Source organism: Klebsiella sp. X1-16S-Nf21 (assembly GCF_002837615.1).
GTDB lineage: Bacteria > Pseudomonadota > Gammaproteobacteria > Enterobacterales > Enterobacteriaceae > Klebsiella > Klebsiella variicola.
The window spans coordinates 17,437-34,888 of the sequence record NZ_PJDK01000057.1; the positions used below are offsets into that span (position 1 = coordinate 17,437).

The following is a 17,452-nucleotide window of genomic DNA, read 5'->3' on the forward strand; positions in this document are numbered from 1 at the left end:
TGGTCAGCGTCCGCTGCTGACCCGGGCAGAATAGAAAAACGGCGGCAATCGGGCGACTCCCCATTTTTCATCTCTCGTGCAGGCACGCAAAATAATCAGCGGCTTGCAACATACTTCATGATGATTGCGAGGCGCGTCCCAGCCAGCTGTCCCAGTCTTTCCATACCGGCTGCAGGCCACGGGCGGCTAGCGCGCTGGCGACCTCTTCAGGGCGGCGATCGTCATGTGGGGCAAATTGCTCGAGCTCCGGATGATCGTCGGCGTAGCCGCCGGGCTGCGTTTTAGAGAAGGCGCTGACGTTATTGATCGCCAGCGGGATCACCCGGTCGCGGAACCAGGGTGATTCACGGGTTGAAAGCGACAGCTCAACCTCCGGCGCCAGCAGGCGGAAGGCGCAAATGGTCTGCACCAGCTGGCGCTCATCCATCAGCGAAGCTGGTTCAATACCGCCGGCGCAGGGACGCAGGCGCGGGAAGGAGACCGAGTAGCGGCTGCGCCAGTAGCGCTGCTGCAGCCACAGCAGGTGCTCGGCGGCCATAAAGCAGTCCACCCGCCAGCTGTCGGAAAGACCAATCAATGCACCGAGGCCGATCTTATCGATCCCCGCCTCGCCCAGGCGATCCGGTGTATCCAGCCGCCAGAAGAAATCCTGTTTTTTCCCTTTCAGATGGTGCTGGGCATACATGCTTTCATGGTAGGTCTCCTGATAGACCATTACCCCGTCGAGCCCCAGCGTTTTCAGCTCGGCATACTCTTCGGTCGCCAGCGGCTGCACCTCCATATGCAGCGAGGCAAACTGGCTGCGGATAGCCGGCAGGTGCTGGCGGAAATAATCCATTCCCACCTTGCCCTGATGCTCGCCGGTCACCAGCAGCAGATGCTCAAAGCCCAGGTCGCGGATCGCGGCGCACTCGCGGGCAATCTCGGCGGCATCCAGCGTCTTGCGCTTAATGCGATTGCTCATTGAGAAGCCGCAGTAGGTGCAGTCATTGGCGCACAGGTTGGAGAGATACAGTGGTACGTAAAAGCTGACGGTATTGCCGAAGCGTTGCCGGGTGAGCCGCTGCGCGCGCTGGGCCAGCGGTTCAAGATAGTTGGCCGCCGCCGGTGAAAGCAGGGCCATCATGTCGTCACGGGTGAGCTGTTTGGCCGCCAGCGCCCGTTCGACGTCGGCGGCGGTTTTGCTGTTGATGCGCAGGCGGATGTCGTCCCACTCCAGCTCCCGCCAGCGATCGCTGAAGGTTTTCATGCCAGCGCCTCCAGGAATCCGGTCAGCGGGCTGGTGGCCTGCGCCTGCGTACTGCGTGCCCCCGGTCCGGCCTGACGCGCCAGTAATCCGGCATCGACTGCCATACGGAAGGCGCGGGCCATGGTCACGGGGTCGTCGGCGACGGCAATGGCGGTATTGACCAGCACCGCATCTGCGCCCATCTCCAGCGCCTGCGCCGCATGGCTCGGCACGCCGATCCCGGCATCAACCACCACCGGTACCGTCGCCTGTTCGATAATAATCTCCAGCATAGCCCTGGTTTCCAGCCCCTGATTGGAGCCGATCGGCGCACCCAGCGGCATCACCGCCGCGCAGCCAGCCTCTTCCAGCCGTTTACACAGCACCGGATCGGCGCCACAGTAGGGCAGGACGACGAACCCTTCGCGCACCAGCAGCTCCGCCGCCTTCAGGGTTTCAATGGGGTCAGGCAGCAGCCAGCGGGCATCCGGGTGGATCTCCAGCTTCAGCCAGTGGGTGCCCAGGGCTTCCCGCGCCAGGCGGGCGGCAAACACCGCCTCTTCCGCCGTCTTGGCGCCTGACGTATTCGGCAACAGGCTGACCCCCGCCGCCAGCAGCGGGGCGAGGATGGCGTCATTGTGCTGGCGTAAATCGACGCGCTTCATCGCCAGGGTTACCAGCTGGCTTCCCGAGGCGCGAATCGCCTCAACCATCACCTCCGGGGCGGCGAATTTGCCGGTACCGGTAAAAAGATGGGATTCAAACGTTTTGTCTGCAATACGTAACATGTCAGCCTCCAGCGATAACCTGAAAAAGCAGGATCCGATCGCCTTCCTGTAAGAGATGATCTTCCCACCGGTCGCGCGGCAGGATGTGTTGATTAAGCGCCAGCGCAACGCCCGGCTGCAGCTGTTCGAGCTGGGTCAGCAGGGCGCTGACGCTGAGATTGTCGGCACATGCCAGCGGCTCGTCGTTAAACCAAATCTGCATGCCGCCCTCCGCACACCGGGCAATTCCGGGAGCGCTGTAGCGCCAGATTACGCCAGTTGCTGGTGCGGGCGTCGAACAGCCGCAGGGTATTACGCGGCGTCGTCATGCCGCTGAGTAGCTTAATCGCCTCCAGCGCCTGCAGCGTGCCCATCATGCCGACGACCGGGCCGACGATCCCCGCGGTGCGGCAGTTGCGCTGCGGTTCGTCGCTATCCGGCCACAGGCAGCGATAGCAGCCCTGCGCCCAGGGGGGAGTGAGCACCATCAACTGACCGCCGAAGCCGACGGCGCTGGCGGTCACTAACGGGGTGTCGAGGGCCACACAGGCGGCGTTGATTGCCTGGCGGGTCACCATGTTATCGGTGCAGTCCAGCACCACGTCCGCTTTCGCCACCTCAGCGCGCAGCGCCTCGCCGCTCAGACGTTGCTGGAGCGCAACCAGTTTGATCTGCGGGTTTAGCTGACTGAGCCGGGTCTTTGCCGCCGCGGCTTTTGGCCTGTCGATATCCTCGCTGGTGAACAGGATCTGCCGCTGCAGGTTGCTGAGATGCACGGCGTCGTCATCGGCCAGGGTCAGCGTCCCGACGCCCGCTCCGGCAAGATAGAGCGCCGCCGGGGAGCCCAGCCCGCCAAGGCCGATAATCAGCACCCGGCTGGCTAACAGTTTCTGCTGACCCTCGATGGCAATATCCTCCAGCAGCAGCTGGCGGCTATAGCGCATAAAGTCGTGATCATTCATCGCCTGCTCCCGCCAGCGCCAGCAGCTGGTCTGTTGCTGCCCGCCAGTCCGCCGCCTGGGTAATAGCGCTGACTACCGCGATGCTGCCGACGCCGGTCGCCAGTACGCCCGGCGCTTTTTCCAGACTGATGCCGCCGATCGCGACGGTGGGGTAATCCGCCAGGCGTTGAATATGTCTGGCTAGCTGGTCGAGGCCCTGCGGCGCGGAAGGCATCTGTTTGGTTTGTGTCGGGAAGACGTGGCCCAGCGCGATGTAAGAGGGGCGCGCCGCCAGCGCGACATCAATTTCCATATCGTCGTGAGTGGAGACGCCAAGACGCAGTCCGGCTTTGCGGATAGCGCTCAGATCGGTGGTTTCCAGATCTTCTTGCCCCAGGTGTACCCCGTAGGCCTGATGCTTAATCGCCAGCTGCCAGTAATCGTTAATGAACAACCGGGCGTGATAGCGGCGGCCAAGGGCGATGGCGGCGATCACGTCATTCTCCACGTCGCTGTCACGTTGGTCTTTGATGCGCAGTTGAAGAGTACGCACTCCCGCCTCCAGCAGGCGCTCAATCCACGCCACGCTGTCAACCACCGGGTAGAGTCCAAGACGAAATGGGACGGGTGGAAAATCAGGTTGATACATCAGGCTTCCTCCTGTTTCAGGTAGATTTCGCCGCCACGGGCGCGGAAGTGATGCGACATATCGGCCATGCCAGCTTCGATATTTTGCTTCGCGGCGTAGTCGCGGACTTCCTGGGTGATTTTCATCGAACAGAATTTCGGCCCGCACATGGAGCAGAAATGGGCGACCTTGCCGGACTCCTGCGGCAGGGTTTCATCGTGATAGGCCCGCGCGGTGAAGGGGTCGAGCGCGAGGTTGAACTGGTCTTCCCAGCGGAATTCGAAACGCGCTTTGGACATCGCGTTGTCGCGGATCTGCGCCCCGGGGTGGCCTTTCGCGAGGTCGGCGGCGTGGGCGGCGATTTTGTAGGTAATCAGCCCCTGTTTCACATCCTCTTTGTTGGGCAGGCCGAGATGCTCTTTTGGCGTGACGTAGCACAGCATCGCGCAGCCAAACCAGCCGATCATCGCCGCGCCGATACCGGAAGTGAAATGGTCGTAGCCCGGCGCGATGTCGGTGGTGAGCGGGCCTAAGGTATAGAACGGCGCTTCGTGGCAATGCTCCAGCTCTTCGGTCATATTGCGGCGAATCATCTGCATCGGCACGTGGCCGGGGCCTTCAATCATCACCTGTACGTCATACTCCCAGGCGATTTTCGTCAGTTCGCCGAGGGTGCGCAGCTCGGAAAACTGCGCCTTGTCGTTGGCGTCCTGGATCGAGCCGGGGCGCAGGCCATCGCCGAGGGACAGCGAAACGTCATAGGCGGCGCAGATTTCACAGATTTCGCGGAAGTGCTGGTAGAGGAAGTTTTCCTGATGGTGCGACAAGCACCATTTGGCCATGATTGAACCACCGCGCGACACGATACCTGTCAGGCGCTTCGCGGTCATCGGCACGTAGCGCAGCAGTACGCCGGCGTGAATCGTGAAGTAGTCGACGCCCTGTTCGGCCTGTTCCAGCAGGGTATCGCGGAAGGCTTCCCAGGTCAGGTTCTCGGCAATGCCGTTGACCTTCTCCAGCGCCTGGTAAATCGGAACGGTACCAATCGGCACCGGGCTGTTGCGCAGGATCCACTCGCGGGTTTCGTGGATATAGCGGCCGGTGGAGAGGTCCATCACCGTGTCGGCGCCCCAGCGGGTTGACCAGACCAGTTTTTCCACCTCCTCTTCGATGGAAGAGGTCACCGCCGAGTTGCCGATATTGGCATTCACTTTCACCAGGAAATTGCGGCCGATAATCATCGGCTCAGATTCCGGGTGGTTGATGTTGGCGGGGATGATGGCGCGTCCGGCGGCAACTTCATCGCGGACGAACTCGGGGGTAATGTTTTCCGGCAGGCGGGCACCGAAGCCTTCCCCGGCATGCTGCTGGCGCAGAACCTCGCTGCGGATACGTTCGCGACCCATGTTTTCGCGAATGGCGATGAACTCCATCTCCGGGGTGACGATCCCCTGGCGGGCGTAGTGCAGTTGGGTAACGCATTTCCCGGCGACGGCGCGTTTGGGCGTCAGCAGGCCGCTGAAGCGCAGCTCATCGAGACCGTCATCGGCCAGCCGCGCTTTGGTATAGGCCGAGCTGCGTTCGCTGAGCGGAGCGCAGTCGTTACGCGCGTCGATCCACGGCTGGCGCAGCTTTGCCAGCCCCTGGCGGACATCAATGCCAATATCCGGGTCGCCATAAGGGCCGGAGGTGTCATATACCGGGATCGGTTCATTGGCTTCGTACCGGGGGTTATCTTTATCGCCGCCGACGAGGGTCGGGCTGAGCTGAATTTCACGCATCGGGACGCGGATATCCGCTTGTGAGCCGTGAACGTAGATGCGGCGTGAATTGGGAAAAGCGGTACCTGCCAGCGTATCAATGAATCGCTGCGCGTGCTCGCGTTGTTCCCGACGGGTGAGTTTGGTAGTAGACATAGCGCATTCCAGTTAAAAAAGGAGATGGCTTGTCAGACGACGGATGGAGTAACAGATGCGACCGATCCAGAACGGACAGGTGCGACCAGCAGTTTACTCTTGTTCCCTTCGCAGGTATTAGCCTGATCAGGTTCCGCGGATCCCGAATTAACGGTCTCAGCCTTTTCCACTTTAGCCAGCGCATGGAAAATAGGCACTCCGACAAGATGACGTCCCCTCCGGAGAGGGGGAATGGAGGTAAACTACTCGTTAATTGCGCACAACTCAAGCGGTCGGCGCAATATTATCGCGCACGTCGTTGCTCAGATTATGCGCGACGGCGAGGGCGATCAGTTTATCCTCCAGCGCGAAACGTGCTTCCAGCGACTCGCCGATATCCGACAGCGCCTGCTGAAATTCAAGGTAGTTATCGTGATCGATAGCGTTTTCGAGGCAGGTATCGTAGTAGTCCATCATCTGCTGGGTATTGGCTTCCAGCTGTGGATAAAGCCGGGTGGCGGCTAAAAGTGGGGTGTCGCCTTCCATTTCGCCAATAATGCGTTCATAAATACTAAAATGACCGGATGAGAGGTAATCCACCAGACTTTGGCAAAAGTCATCCAGCGCCTTTTCGTTTAGCCGCATAAATGACTCTTTGCCCGGTTTCAGGCCAACCAGATTGTAGTAAGCCACGAGCAGATGCTTACGCACTTGTAGCCAGCGATCGACCAGTTCATTACTACCGCCAACGCGCTCCGTCAGATTTTCCAGCTGGTTTAGCATGATTGACTCCGCTAGTTTTGATTTAAATCTGCTCACCAAAATGTAAATATAATGTTAACAACATGCCAGTGAAGCAAAGGTAGTGCAATAGATATGGATCGTATTATTGAAAAATTAGATCGCGGCTGGTGGGTTGTCAGTCACGAACAAAAATTATGGTTGCCTGGTGGAGAATTACCACATGGCGAAGCGGTTAATTTCGATCTTGTCGGACAGCATGCGCTGCATATTGGCGAGTGGCAGGGCGAGTCCGTCTGGATGGTGCGCCAGGATCGCCGCCATGACATGGGATCGTTACGCCAGGTTCTGGATCAGGATCCGGGTCTCTTCCAGCTGGCGGGGCGAGGGATCCAGCTCGCCGAATTTTATCGATCGCATAAATTTTGCGGCTACTGTGGCCATCCGATGCATGCCAGCAAAAGCGAATGGGCGATGCTGTGCAGCCACTGCCGTGAACGCTATTACCCGCAAATTGCCCCCTGCATTATCGTCGCTATCCGTCGCGATGATTCGATCCTGTTGGCGCAACATACCCGCCATCGTAACGGCGTGCACACCGTGCTGGCCGGGTTTGTCGAAGTGGGTGAAACCCTTGAGCAGGCGGTGGCCCGCGAGGTGATGGAGGAGAGCGGTATCAAGGTGAAAAACCTGCGCTATGTGACCTCTCAGCCGTGGCCGTTCCCGCAGTCGCTGATGACCGCTTTTATGGCGGATTACGCGGATGGCGATATCGTGGTCGACAAAAAAGAGCTGCTGACCGCGGACTGGTACCGCTATGACAATCTGCCGCTCCTGCCACCGCCGGGCACGGTGGCGCGTCGGCTTATCGAAGATACGGTGGCGATGTGTCGGGCAGAGTTCGAGTGACATGTTACACTGGGCGCATCAACGCTAAAGGAATGTAAAAATGACCGAACTGAAAAACGATCGTTACCTGCGCGCGCTGCTGCGTCAGCCGGTTGATGTCACCCCGGTGTGGATGATGCGCCAGGCGGGCCGCTATTTACCGGAGTACAAAGCCACCCGTGCGCAAGCGGGCGACTTTATGTCGCTGTGTAAAAATGCCGAGCTGGCCTGCGAAGTGACGCTCCAGCCGCTGCGCCGTTACCCGCTGGATGCGGCGATCCTCTTTTCGGACATCCTGACGATCCCGGACGCCATGGGTCTGGGGCTGTACTTTGAAGCTGGCGAAGGTCCGCGCTTCACCTCGCCGATAAAAAGCAAAGCCGACGTCGACAAGCTGCCAATCCCGGATCCGGAGCAGGAACTGGGCTATGTCATGAACGCCGTGCGTACCATTCGCCGCGAACTGAAAGGCGAAGTGCCGCTGATCGGCTTCTCCGGTAGCCCCTGGACGCTGGCGACCTACATGGTGGAAGGCGGCAGCAGCAAAGCGTTCACCGTGATCAAAAAGATGATGTACGCCGAACCGCAGGCGCTGCATGCGCTGCTGGAGAAGCTGGCGAAAAGCGTCACCTTGTACCTCAACGCGCAGATCAAAGCCGGCGCGCAGTCGGTGATGATTTTCGACACCTGGGGCGGGGTGCTGACCGGTCGCGACTATCAGCAGTTCTCGCTCTACTACATGCATAAAATTGTCGATGGCCTGCTGCGGGAGAACGAAGGCCGCCGCGTGCCGGTGACCCTGTTCACCAAAGGCGGTGGCCAGTGGCTGGAAGCGATGGCGGAGACCGGCTGTGACGCGCTGGGGCTCGACTGGACCACCGATATCGCCGATGCTCGCCGTCGCGTAGGTCACAAAGTGGCGCTCCAGGGCAATATGGACCCGTCGATGCTGTATGCTCCCGCCCCGCGTATTGAAGAGGAAGTGGCGACTATTCTCGCCGGCTTCGGCCAGGGCGAAGGTCATGTCTTTAACCTTGGTCACGGCATCCATCAGGATGTCGACCCGCAGCATGCGGGCGTCTTTGTTGAGGCGGTGCATCGTCTTTCCACACCCTATCATCAATAGGAGATAAGCCGTATGGATTTAGCCGCGCTACGTACCCAACAACAACAGTTAGCCGCGTCGGTCGAGCGAGCGGATCGACTGGATCGCGACCCGCCGGCGTTGATCGGCGGCGCGGATGTCGGGTTTGAGCAGGAAGGGGAAGTGACCCGGGCTGCGATGGTGCTGCTGACCTGGCCTGAGCTTGAGCTGGTGGAGTATCAGGTGGCGCGCGTCGCCACCACCATGCCCTATATTCCCGGCTTTCTCTCGTTTCGCGAAACACCTGCGCTGCTGGCGGCGTGGGAGCAGCTTTCGCAAAAACCGGACCTGCTCTTCGTCGACGGCCACGGTATCTCCCATCCCCGGCGGCTCGGCGTCGCCAGCCATTTTGGTCTGATGATTGACGTGCCGACCATCGGGGTGGCGAAAAAACGGCTGTGCGGAAAAATCGGCGAACTGGGTGATGAGCCCGGCGCACTGGCCCCGCTGATGGATAAAAATGAGCAACTGGCCTGGGTCTGGCGCAGCAAAGTGCGCTGCAACCCGCTGTTTATTAGCTCCGGTCACCGGGTGGGCATGGACAGCGCCTTAATGTGGGTTGAGCGCTGCATGCGAGGCTATCGTCTCCCCGAGCCGACGCGCTGGGCCGATGCGGTGGCGTCCCGTCGTCCGTCGTTTGTGCGTTGGCAAGCAAATCACGGCTGATTCAGGTACACTGCGCCTAATTTCTGACTTCGAGAATTCATCATGTTACAAAACCCGATTCACCTGCGCCTGGAGAAGCTGGAAAGCTGGCAGCATGTCACTTTTATGGCCTGCCTGTGCGAGCGTATGTACCCTAACTACGCCATGTTCTGCAAGCAAACCGAGTTCGGCGACGGCCAGCTGTACCGTCGTATCCTGGACCTGATCTGGGAAACGCTGACGGTTAAAGATGCGAAGGTGAATTTCGACAGTCAGCTGGAGAAGCTGGAAGAGGCCATCCCGGCGGCAGATGATTTCGACCTGTACGGTGTTTACCCGGCTATAGACGCCTGCGTGGCGTTGAGCGAACTGATCCATTCGCGTCTGAGCGGTGAAACACTTGAGCACGCGATTGAGGTGAGCAAGACATCCATCACCAGCGTGGCGATGCTGGAAATGACCCAGGCCGGTCGCGAAATGACCGATGAAGAGCTGAAAGCGAACCCGGCGGTAGAGCAGGAATGGGATATTCAGTGGGAAATTTTCCGCCTGCTGGCCGACTGCGAAGAGCGTGACCTTGAGCTGATAAAAGGTCTGCGCGCGGACCTGCGTGAGGCCGGTGAGAGCAATATTGGTATAAATTTTCAGCAGTGAGACCAGAAAACGTGATTTACCGCCTGAATTGTAGCGTCTGAAGGCTTCCATTCCGCCCCCCGTCTGGTCTACATTTGGAGGGCGAAAAAAAGTGGCTATCGGTGCGTGTATGCAGGAGGGTGCTTTTTTGGCATTTCCGTCGCACTCGATGCTTAGCAAGCGATAAACACATTGTAAGGATAACTTATGAACAAGACTCAACTGATTGATGTAATTGCGGACAAAGCTGACCTGTCCAAAGCACAGGCTAAAGCTGCCCTGGAATCTACCCTGGCTGCAATTACTGAGTCTCTGAAAGAAGGTGATGCTGTTCAACTGGTTGGTTTCGGTACCTTCAAAGTGAACCACCGCGCTGAGCGTACTGGCCGCAACCCGCAGACCGGTAAAGAGATCAAAATCGCTGCAGCTAACGTGCCGGCATTTGTTTCTGGCAAAGCACTGAAAGACGCAGTTAAGTAAGACCGCGTGGCAGTGAACAGTTTTATCGAAGGGGCTATTAAGCCCCTTTTGTCTGTCTGGCGCCGGCCTCTGGCGCTGGCGGGCATCCTGTTGCTGACTGCCTGCAGCCACGACGCCTCGCTTCCACCGTTTACCGCCAGCGGTTATGCGGATAATCAGGGGGCGATGCGTATCTGGCGTAAAGATTCAGGTGATGAAGTCCATCTTCTCGCCGCTTTCAGCCCGTGGCGTCACGGGGATACCTCGACCAGTGAATATCGCTGGCAGGGCGATCAATTGACGTTTATCGAACTCAATGTCTACGGTAAGCCGCCGGAACATATTCGCGCCCGCTTCGACGCGCAGGGCGATCTCAGCTTTATGCAGCGGGAAGTCGACGGGCAGAAGCAACAGCTCTCCAGCGACCAGGTCGCACTGTATCGTTATCGCGCCGAGCAGATCCGCCAGACCAGCGATGCTCTCCGCCAGGGACGCGTCGTCCTGCGTCAGGGGCGCTGGAACGCTGCCGCGCATACCGTGTTGACCTGCGAAGGTCAGACGGTGAAGCCTGACCTCGATAGCCGGGCCCTGGCGCATATTGAACGTCGCCAGAGTCATTCCTCCGCCGCGGTGAGCATCGCCTGGCTGGAGGCGTCTGAAGGCTCTCAACTATTGCTGGTCGCCAATGAAAACTTCTGCACCTGGCAGCCGACAGAAAAAAGCTTCTAACGATTACCAGTGGTTCATGCCCATATGACCACCGCCGTTACCGCGGCAGCCGTTGTATCCCATTCCTGCGCCACGGGGAACGCCCGCCTCAGCCAGGGCGACATCAAACTTCACCCGCTGCTGATCCAGCTTCTGGCGTAAGCCTTCCATCTCCTGAGCGACAGCTTCAATCTTTCCACTGTCCGGCTTTTGCGTCGTGAGCAGCGCATTGTACTCATAGCGTTTGGACTGCAGCTGCTGGCGCAGGGCGCTGGTTTGCGCAGCGTAATCGTTATGCAGCTTTTGCGCGGTAGCCTGCTGCTCCTGGGTCAGCTGGCTGTAACCCTGATTGCCCATCCCGGTGTTATTGCCCCAGTGATGGTTGGCCCAGGCCGCGTTGCTGCCAAAGGTCAGTACGGCAAGGGTGACAAGGGTGAGAGGTAAGTTACGGTTCCGTTTCATGGCATTATCTCCTGTGTGGTTTCTCTCGTTATTGCATCTTCCATGCCAGCCTGAAAAAGCCCGCCCGTACGGGCCTGCCGGAGGAGCCGATGGGGAAGGTGAGTAAAAATGACCCGTTCCTGGCGGGTCAGGTGGGTCATTTTTACTCGCTAAACCGCAGGCGATATGTTTGAGAACAGGATTGACGGCGTGGGAAAATGGCATGATTTCTGCTGAAGGATCCTGCAGAAAGCGAAAAAGAGATGACAAGGACTCACCGATGAAGATCAAACCTTTCTCCCGGCACGCCGCTGCGGACGCCCTGAGCTGGCTGCTGACCGGCGCAATGGTGCTGTTGGTCATGCTGTTCTCCGTAATGATCGTCCGCGACTACGGTCGTGAGACGACCGCCGCCCGACAAACCATTGAGGATAAGGGGAGCGTGCTGATCCGCGCGCTGGAGTCTGGCACGCGCGTCGGGATGGGGATGCGTATGCATCATGCGCAGCTGCAGGCCCTGCTGGAAGAGATGGCCTGGCAGCCCGGAGTGCTGTGGTTCGCGGTGACCGATGAAAACGGTAAAATCATCGCCCATAGCGATCCGCAACAGGTGGATAACGCGCTGTACAGTCCGGCGCAGATGCGCGAACTCCACGTGAGCGAACAGGCCCGCTGGCGCCGGCTTAGCGAACCGCAGCCGGCGCTGGAGATCTATCGCCAGTTCCGCCCGCTCAATCCTTCTCGCGGCCATCATATGGGGATGATGAAGCGCTGCAACAGTGCGCTGGCTCAGCCCAATGTTCCACAGGTGATTTTTATCGCCTTTGATAGCCGCGAGCTGGATGCGGCGCAGGCCCGCGGCCAGCGTAACATGATGATCATGCTGGTGGCCGCGGCGCTGGTCATCGTCGCGACGATCCTCGCTCAGTTCTGGTTCCGCCGCTACCGTCGTTCACGTCAGCAGCTACAGGAGGCGATGGCCCGCAAAGAAAAACTGATGGCCCTTGGGCATCTGGCGGCTGGCGTCGCGCATGAGATCCGCAACCCGCTCTCTTCGATTAAAGGACTGGCAAAGTATTTTGCCGAGCGTACGCCGCCGGGCGGCGAGGCGCAGGAGTTAGCGCTGGTGATGGCGAAAGAGGCCGACCGCCTGAACCGGGTCGTCAGCGAACTGCTGGAGCTGGTTCGCCCTGCCCATTTAAACTACCAGCCGGTCGATATTAACGCGCTTATCCATCACTCATTGCAGCTGGTAAGCCAGGATGCGCAGAGTCGCGGGATCGAACTGCAATTTACTCCGCGCCCTGAATTAACCTCGATTAAAGCCGACCCCGACCGTCTGAACCAGGTGCTGTTGAATCTGTATCTGAATGCGATGCAGGCTATTGGCCGCGACGGCGTCATTCACGTATCGGCAAGCGAAGCCGATCGGCAACGTGTGAAAATTGTCGTCAAGGATAGCGGTAAGGGGATGAGCGATGAAGAGCTGCAGGCCATCTTCACTCCTTATTTCACCACCAAGGCGGACGGCACAGGGCTGGGGCTGGCGGTGGTACAGAATATTATCGAACAACATGGCGGGACGATCCGCGCCGAAAGTCAGCCGGGAGCCGGAGCGATATTTACGCTTTGGCTACCAGTAGATGCTCAACGGAGGGAAGATGAGCAGCGATAAAGTACAGATTCTGGTTGTCGATGATGACGTCAGCCACTGCACGATCCTGCAGGCGCTGCTACGCGGCTGGGGCTATCAGGTGGCATTAGCTCACAACGGCCTGCAGGCGCTGGAGCAGATCCATCACCAGGTCTTCGACCTGGTGATGTGCGATATCCGTATGGCGGAGCTGGACGGTATCGCGACGTTAAAAGAGATAAAAGCCTATAACCCGGCGATACCGGTGCTGATCATGACGGCGTTTTCCAGCGTCGGCACGGCGGTGGAGGCCATTAAGTCCGGGGCGCTGGATTATCTGGTCAAACCGCTGGATTTTGACACCCTACAGCAGACGCTGGTTCAGGCGCTGGCACACACCCGGCAGAGCGAGGGCGATTTCAGCGGCGCGACAGAATTACGATGGGGAATGATTGGCGATAGCCCGGCAATGCAGGCGCTTATCAACAATATTACGCTGGTGGCGCCCTCGGATGCGACGGTGCTGATCTGCGGCGAATCGGGAACCGGTAAAGAACTGGTGGCGCGCGCCATTCACGCCTGCAGCGAACGCCGCGAGAAGCCGCTGGTGACGCTAAACTGCGCGGCGCTGAATGAGTCGCTGCTGGAGTCCGAGCTGTTCGGTCATGAAAAAGGGGCGTTTACCGGGGCGGATCGGCGGCGGGAAGGGCGTTTTGTCGAGGCGGATGGCGGCACGCTGTTCCTTGATGAAATTGGTGATATCTCACCGCTGATGCAGGTGCGTCTGCTGCGGGCGATTCAGGAACGCGAGGTGCAGCGCGTTGGCAGTAACCAGACGCTTGCCGTTGATGTGCGGCTGATTGCCGCTACCCATCGTAATCTGGCGGAGGAGGTGAGCGCCGGGCGCTTTCGCCAGGATCTCTATTATCGCCTGAACGTCGTGACCATTGATATGCCGCCGCTGCGTCAGCGCCGGGAAGACATTCCTCTACTGGCGCAACACTTTCTTAAGCGCTATGCCGAACGCAATCGCAAAACGGTGCAGGGGTTTACGCCGCAGGCGATGGATCTGCTGATCCACTACCCCTGGCCGGGTAATATCCGTGAACTGGAAAACGCGGTGGAGCGGGCGGTGGTGCTGCTGACCGGAAACTATATCTCCGAACGAGAACTGCCGCTGGCGATAGCGGGCACGCCGTTGCCGTCGGGTGGTAGCGAGAACGCGCTGATTCAGCCGTTAGTGGAAGTTGAAAAAGAGGTGATTCTGGCGGCGCTGGAAAAAACGGGCGGCAACAAAACTGAAGCCGCCCGTCAGTTAGGCATTACGCGGAAAACGCTGCTGGCAAAACTTAGCCGTTAGCTTTTTCACGTTCGATGGCGCGCCAGCCGATATCGTTACGGCTAAAGCTGCCGTCCCAGCGAATATCGGTCAGCAGTTGATAGGCGCGCTGCTGCGCCTGCGCCACGGTTTCACCCAGCGCGGTCACGCACAGCACGCGCCCGCCGTTGGTGACGACGCGCTGGTCGTCTGCCAGTTTGGTGCCGGCATGGAAGACTTTACCATCTGCCGCTTCCTGCTGCGGCAGGCCGAAGATCTCATCACCCGTGTTGTAATTGCCCGGATAGCCGCCGGCGGCAACCACCACACCCAGCGACGCGCGGTCATCCCACTCGGAGGTTTTCTCGTCCAGTTTGCCCGCGCAGGCGGCGAGGCACAGATCTACCAGGTCGGACTTCATGCGCAGCATGATCGGCTGGGTTTCCGGATCGCCAAAGCGGCAGTTGAACTCAATTACCTTCGGGTTACCCTGTTTGTCGATCATCAGACCGGCATACAGAAAACCGGTATAGGTATTGCCTTCAGCGGCCATGCCTTTCACGGTTGGCCAGATAATCCGCTCCATGGTGCGCTGATGGACTTCATCAGTCACGACCGGCGCCGGAGAATAAGCGCCCATCCCACCGGTGTTCGGGCCGGTATCGCCGTTGCCGACGCGCTTGTGATCCTGGCTGGTGGCCATCGGCAGGACGTGCTCGCCGTCGACCATGACAATAAAGCTGGCCTCTTCGCCATCGAGGAACTCTTCAATCACGATACGGTGGCCAGCATCGCCAAAGGCGTTGCCGGCCAGCATATCTTCGACCGCCGCTTCGGCTTCCTCAAGGGTCATCGCCACGATAACGCCTTTACCCGCTGCCAGACCGTCGGCTTTGATGACGATCGGCGCGCCTTTCTCCCGCAGATAAGCCAGCGCAGGCTCGACCTCGGTGAAGTTCTGGTATTCCGCCGTCGGGATATGATGACGGGCGAGGAAATCTTTGGTGAAGGCTTTTGAGCCTTCCAGCTGCGCGGCGCCTTCGGTTGGCCCGAAGATGGTCAGCCCTGCGGCACGGAATGCGTCCACTACGCCAATGACCAGCGGCGCTTCCGGGCCCACGATGGTCAGATCGATGTTCTCATCCTGCGCGAAGCGAAGCAGCGCCGGAATATCGGTAACGCCGATGGCGACGTTTTGCAGCGACGGCTCCAGGGCGGTACCTGCGTTGCCCGGCGCGACGTAGACGGTATCAATCAGCGGCGACTGGGCCGCTTTCCAGGCCAGCGCGTGCTCACGCCCGCCGTTGCCGATTACTAATACTTTCATCTGTAGCTCCGTGAATTAATGGCGGAAGTGGCGCATGTCGGTGAAGATCATGGCGATACCATGTTCGTCAGCGGCAGCAATCACTTCGTCGTCGCGGATAGAGCCGCCCGGCTGGATCACACAGGTGATGCCCACTGCGGCTGCGGCATCAATGCCGTCGCGGAACGGGAAGAAGGCGTCAGAGGCCATGGCGGAACCTTTCACTTCCAGACCTTCGTCACCGGCTTTAATCCCGGCAATTTTCGCTGAGTAGACGCGGCTCATCTGACCGGCGCCTATCCCGATGGTCATATTGTCTTTGGCATAGACGATGGCGTTGGATTTGACGAATTTCGCTACTTTCCAGCAGAACAGCGCATCGCGCAGTTCCTGCTCGCTTGGCTGACGTTTGCTGACTACGCGCAGTTCGCCCGCGGTGACCATGCCGAGATCGCGGTCCTGAACCAGCAGGCCGCCATTGACACGTTTGAAATCGAGGCCGGCAACGCGAGCATCCCACTGACCGCAGGTCAGTACGCGGACGTTCTGCTTCGCGGCGGTGATCTTCAGCGCTTCTTCGCTGGCGGACGGCGCGATGATCACTTCGACGAACTGGCGAGAGATGATGGCCTGCGCGGTTTCCGCATCCAGCTCGCGGTTAAAGGCGATGATGCCGCCGAAGGCGGAGGTTGGGTCAGTTTTATAGGCGCGATCGTAGGCATCGAGGATCGAGTCGCTGACGGCAACGCCGCATGGGTTAGCGTGCTTAACGATAACGCAGGCTGGCTCATTGAACTCTTTCACGCACTCCAGCGCCGCATCGGTATCGGCAATGTTGTTATAGGAGAGCGCTTTGCCCTGCAGCTGAGTGGCGGTCGCTACGGAGGCTTCTTTTACATTCTCTTCTATATAGAAGGCAGCCTGCTGGTGGCTGTTTTCGCCGTAGCGCATATCCTGCTTCTTAATGAAGTTCAGATTCAGGGTGCGCGGGAAGCGGCCAGCGGCTTCTTGACTTTCGCCGTGATAGGCCGGAACCATGCTGCCGAAGTAGTTAGCGATCATGCTGTCGTAAGCGGCGGTGTGTTCGAAGGCTTTAATGGCGAGGTCGAAGCGGGTGTTCAGCGTCAGGGAGCCTTCGTTGGCGTCCATCTCATTAATGATGGCGTCGTAGTCGCTGCTCTTCACTACGATAGCGACGTCTTTATGGTTCTTCGCTGCGGAGCGCACCATAGTCGGGCCGCCGATATCAATGTTTTCCACCGCGTCTTCCAGCGAGCATCCTTCACGAGCGACGGTCTGGGCAAACGGGTAAAGGTTAACGACCACCATATCGATAGGCGCAATACCGTGCTGCTGCATGATACCGTCATCCTGACCGCGACGACCGAGGATGCCGCCGTGTACTTTCGGATGCAGGGTCTTCACGCGTCCATCCATCATTTCCGGGAAACCGGTGTAGTCAGAGACTTCGGTAACCGGCAGGCCTTTATCTGCCAGCAGGCGGGCGGTGCCGCCGGTGGACAGCAGCTCGACACCACGAGCGGAAAGCGCCTGCGCGAATTCGACGATACCGGCCTTGTCAGAAACACTGAGCAGAGCGCGGCGGACTGGACGACGTTGTTGCATGGTATTAAATCCCCAGGATTTGAACATTACAGAGAGCGTTAGGTGAGTTTTTGCCTAAAAACTCACCTAACGCACCCAACCGGGCATCCGTGTCATAGCGCGGCATTGTAACGAAAACGTTTGCGCAACGCTCGCGAATTTTTATCTTTCTCTTTCAGCCACCGTTTCTTCTTTATATAGAAGCTGACCCACCGGGCTTTTGTCGCCCTTTCATCGCGCTTCTGTGGATAATTCTGTGTGTAAAAGGGTATAAAGCGGGGTTTTGCTGGGGAATGCAGCAGTCAGTCATTTTTCTGCCATTTTTCTATTGCAGGCGCTCGAGAACTCCCTATAATGCGCCTCCATCGACACGGCGGATGTGAATCACTTCACACAAACAGCCAGTTCGGTTGAAGAGAAAAATCCTGAAATTCAGGGTTGACTCTGAAAGAGGAAAGCGTAATATACGCCA

General features: G+C 58.9%; 18 protein-coding genes and 1 riboswitch. Of the genes, 8 read left to right on the forward strand and 10 right to left on the reverse strand.

Annotated elements, in window-relative coordinates; translation table 11 throughout:
- Window positions 1-115: 115 nt before the first annotated feature.
- The 7 genes from thiH to CW267_RS21880 all read right to left on the reverse strand — a co-directional run bounded on the left by thiH (window position 116) and on the right by CW267_RS21880 (window position 6,242).
- The gene (gene thiH / locus CW267_RS21850; protein ID WP_008808000.1) at window positions 116-1,249 is read right to left on the reverse strand and encodes a 2-iminoacetate synthase ThiH; all 1,134 of its coding nucleotides are present in this window, start codon (window positions 1,247-1,249) and stop codon (window positions 116-118) included.
- A complete protein-coding gene (gene thiG, locus CW267_RS21855) occupies window positions 1,246-2,016 on the reverse strand; it encodes a thiazole synthase (RefSeq protein ID WP_008807999.1) in 771 nt (256 codons plus the stop codon). Before thiG ends, thiH begins: the two co-directional genes overlap by 4 nt.
- A gap of 1 nt (window position 2,017) precedes the next feature.
- Window positions 2,018-2,218, reverse strand: coding sequence for a sulfur carrier protein ThiS (thiS, locus tag CW267_RS21860; protein WP_008807998.1), 201 nt, complete (start codon window positions 2,216-2,218; stop codon window positions 2,018-2,020).
- Window positions 2,202-2,957, reverse strand: coding sequence for a thiazole biosynthesis adenylyltransferase ThiF (gene thiF, locus CW267_RS21865; RefSeq protein ID WP_008807997.1), 756 nt, complete (start codon window positions 2,955-2,957; stop codon window positions 2,202-2,204). The genes thiS and thiF overlap by 17 nt, the downstream gene beginning before the upstream one ends.
- The gene (gene thiE, locus CW267_RS21870) at window positions 2,950-3,585 is read right to left on the reverse strand and encodes a thiamine phosphate synthase (RefSeq protein WP_008807996.1); all 636 of its coding nucleotides are present in this window, start codon (window positions 3,583-3,585) and stop codon (window positions 2,950-2,952) included. Before thiE ends, thiF begins: the two co-directional genes overlap by 8 nt.
- Window positions 3,585-5,480, reverse strand: a complete 1,896-nt coding sequence (gene thiC / locus CW267_RS21875) for a phosphomethylpyrimidine synthase ThiC (protein ID WP_008807995.1) — start codon at window positions 5,478-5,480, stop codon at window positions 3,585-3,587. The genes thiE and thiC overlap by 1 nt, the downstream gene beginning before the upstream one ends.
- An 86-nt stretch (window positions 5,481-5,566) precedes the next feature.
- A riboswitch (TPP riboswitch) is annotated at window positions 5,567-5,691 on the reverse strand.
- Between the two features lie 53 nt (window positions 5,692-5,744).
- Complete coding sequence (locus CW267_RS21880) at window positions 5,745-6,242, reverse strand: Rsd/AlgQ family anti-sigma factor (protein WP_002884324.1); 498 nt, start codon at window positions 6,240-6,242, stop codon at window positions 5,745-5,747.
- Window positions 6,243-6,335: 93 nt separating this feature from the next.
- On the opposite strand from CW267_RS21880, the gene nudC reads away from it, so the two are divergent.
- The 6 genes from nudC to CW267_RS21910 all read left to right on the forward strand — a co-directional run bounded on the left by nudC (window position 6,336) and on the right by CW267_RS21910 (window position 10,698).
- Window positions 6,336-7,109: an NAD(+) diphosphatase gene (gene nudC, locus CW267_RS21885; protein WP_008807994.1), complete on the forward strand. Its 774-nt coding sequence runs from the start codon at window positions 6,336-6,338 to the stop codon at window positions 7,107-7,109.
- Between the two features lie 40 nt (window positions 7,110-7,149).
- Complete coding sequence (hemE, locus tag CW267_RS21890; protein ID WP_008807993.1) at window positions 7,150-8,214, forward strand: uroporphyrinogen decarboxylase; 1,065 nt, start codon at window positions 7,150-7,152, stop codon at window positions 8,212-8,214.
- A 12-nt stretch (window positions 8,215-8,226) separates the two neighbouring features.
- The gene (gene nfi / locus CW267_RS21895; RefSeq protein WP_012969177.1) at window positions 8,227-8,898 is read left to right on the forward strand and encodes a deoxyribonuclease V; all 672 of its coding nucleotides are present in this window, start codon (window positions 8,227-8,229) and stop codon (window positions 8,896-8,898) included.
- A gap of 42 nt (window positions 8,899-8,940) precedes the next feature.
- Window positions 8,941-9,531, forward strand: coding sequence for a YjaG family protein (locus tag CW267_RS21900; protein WP_012543208.1), 591 nt, complete (start codon window positions 8,941-8,943; stop codon window positions 9,529-9,531).
- Window positions 9,532-9,717: 186 nt separating this feature from the next.
- Window positions 9,718-9,990 (forward strand): nucleoid-associated protein HU-alpha, encoded by a 273-nt coding sequence (gene hupA, locus CW267_RS21905; RefSeq protein WP_002884342.1) that lies wholly within the window; start codon window positions 9,718-9,720, stop codon window positions 9,988-9,990.
- Between the two features lie 12 nt (window positions 9,991-10,002).
- The gene (locus tag CW267_RS21910) at window positions 10,003-10,698 is read left to right on the forward strand and encodes a DUF1481 domain-containing protein (protein ID WP_012969176.1); all 696 of its coding nucleotides are present in this window, start codon (window positions 10,003-10,005) and stop codon (window positions 10,696-10,698) included.
- A gap of 3 nt (window positions 10,699-10,701) precedes the next feature.
- Here CW267_RS21910 and zraP read toward each other — a convergent pair whose 3' ends face one another.
- The gene (gene zraP, locus CW267_RS21915; protein WP_039102709.1) at window positions 10,702-11,139 is read right to left on the reverse strand and encodes a zinc resistance sensor/chaperone ZraP; all 438 of its coding nucleotides are present in this window, start codon (window positions 11,137-11,139) and stop codon (window positions 10,702-10,704) included.
- Window positions 11,140-11,398: 259 nt separating this feature from the next.
- On the opposite strand from zraP, the gene zraS reads away from it, so the two are divergent.
- Both zraS and zraR read left to right on the forward strand, forming a co-directional pair.
- On the forward strand, window positions 11,399-12,793 hold the full coding sequence (gene zraS / locus CW267_RS21920) for a two-component system sensor histidine kinase ZraS (RefSeq protein ID WP_100781665.1): 1,395 nt from the start codon (window positions 11,399-11,401) through the stop codon (window positions 12,791-12,793).
- On the forward strand, window positions 12,780-14,111 hold the full coding sequence (zraR, locus tag CW267_RS21925; RefSeq protein WP_100781666.1) for a sigma-54-dependent response regulator transcription factor ZraR: 1,332 nt from the start codon (window positions 12,780-12,782) through the stop codon (window positions 14,109-14,111). The genes zraS and zraR overlap by 14 nt, the downstream gene beginning before the upstream one ends.
- Here the strand turns inward: zraR and purD are convergent.
- Both purD and purH read right to left on the reverse strand, forming a co-directional pair.
- Entirely contained in the window at window positions 14,101-15,396 is a 1,296-nt protein-coding gene (gene purD, locus CW267_RS21930) for a phosphoribosylamine--glycine ligase (RefSeq protein WP_046881195.1), read from the reverse strand. The genes zraR and purD overlap by 11 nt on opposite strands.
- A gap of 15 nt (window positions 15,397-15,411) precedes the next feature.
- Window positions 15,412-17,001, reverse strand: a complete 1,590-nt coding sequence (gene purH / locus CW267_RS21935; RefSeq protein WP_038421990.1) for a bifunctional phosphoribosylaminoimidazolecarboxamide formyltransferase/IMP cyclohydrolase — start codon at window positions 16,999-17,001, stop codon at window positions 15,412-15,414.
- Window positions 17,002-17,452 lie beyond the last annotated feature (451 nt).